Source organism: Litchfieldella anticariensis FP35 = DSM 16096 (assembly GCF_000409775.1).
Classification (GTDB): domain Bacteria; phylum Pseudomonadota; class Gammaproteobacteria; order Pseudomonadales; family Halomonadaceae; genus Litchfieldella; species Litchfieldella anticariensis.
On sequence record NZ_KE332385.1, the window covers coordinates 1 to 1,267 of the forward strand.

The 1,267-nt window shown below is 54.7% G+C and carries 1 protein-coding gene; it reads right to left on the reverse strand.

Annotated features, from left to right (window positions below; translation table 11 throughout):
* Window positions 1-35 precede the first annotated feature (35 nt).
* Window positions 36-1,213, reverse strand: a protein-coding gene (locus L861_RS24035; RefSeq protein WP_144062932.1) for an IS3 family transposase whose coding sequence is annotated in 2 segments (ribosomal slippage) — window positions 36-917 and window positions 920-1,213 — 1,176 coding nt in all. Because the reading frame shifts where the segments join, the coding sequence is not laid out codon by codon here.
* Window positions 1,214-1,267 lie beyond the last annotated feature (54 nt).

Genomic DNA, 1,267 nt, shown 5'->3' on the forward strand with positions numbered 1-1,267 from the left:
TGATGCTCCCCCAAAAAAATGGACACGCTCTATTCTCACATGACGGCCTCAAACTCTCGCGGAGTCTGATAACCAAGGCCACTGTGTAGCCTCTGGGTGTTGTAGAATCTATCGATGTAATTCCTTATATGTTTTCGCAATTGGCGGATGGTCACAAAGCTGGTGGCGTGTAACAGTTCGCCCTTCAATGTCTTGAAGAAGGACTCAACCTCGGCATTGTCGGTACATTGGCCTGGGCGGTTCATGCTGTGGCGTACTTGGTGGCGTTGTAGCAACGCTTGGGTTTTTCGTGCGCGATATTCAACACCTCGATCCGTGTGAAGCAGTAGTCCTGGTGCCGGTTGCCGCGAAGTGAATGCCTGTCTCAGCGCTCCCCGGGATAAATCACCATCCAAGCGTTCCGCCAGTTGCCAGCCAATCACCCGGCGCGAGTACAGATCCAACACTACCGCTAGATACACCCAGCGTCGCCCCAGCCTGATATAGGTGACATCACTGCTCCACTGCTGATCGATGCCGACCGGCTTCGCTTCCACCAAGCGGTGATTGGGGAGAGCCTTCAACTCCTCCCGGCGTTTGAGCAAACGGCGATACACGCGACTCACACGAGCTTTCATGCCCCATTCCCGCATCAGCCTCGCGATCCGATTTTCGCTGGCCACTATCCCTTCGCGACGGAGTGCCTGGTAAACCTTGGGGCTACCGTAGCGATGATGGCTAGCGGTGTAGATTCGGTGAATGTGGCCCAACAGCTCTGCATTTTGCACTGCTCGCTGACTAGGCTTGCGATGCAACCACGCATAGTAGCCTGACCGAGAGACCTTCAAATGACGGCACAGCGCCTTTACGGAGTATCGTTCCCGGTGTTTCCAGACGAACCGGAAGGCTTCCTGCGTGCTTCCGCCTGGAAACGTTGCCACTTTTTTAAGATGTCATTCTCCTCTTCCAGCTCAGCGACTCGGCGCTTGAGACGGTTGATCTCATCCTGTTCTTTCAGTTGCTTCTTGGCGTCTGGCGGCGCCTTCGGCTTGCTCATGGCAAATTTCCCTTCCCGGTATTCCTTGCGCCAGCGTGACAGCATGAAGGGGTGAATATCCAGCGCTTCGGCTACGCCTTTGACACTTCGGTGGGACTGATGGCTCCACTGGACAGCTTTGACCTTGAATTCAACCGAATACTTTTGAGTCTTCTTCCCCGTATTCATTGCCGGCATCGTTCACCTCCATAGCGGTTAGCGATGCGTGTCCACTGAAGTGGGGGAAGTCCA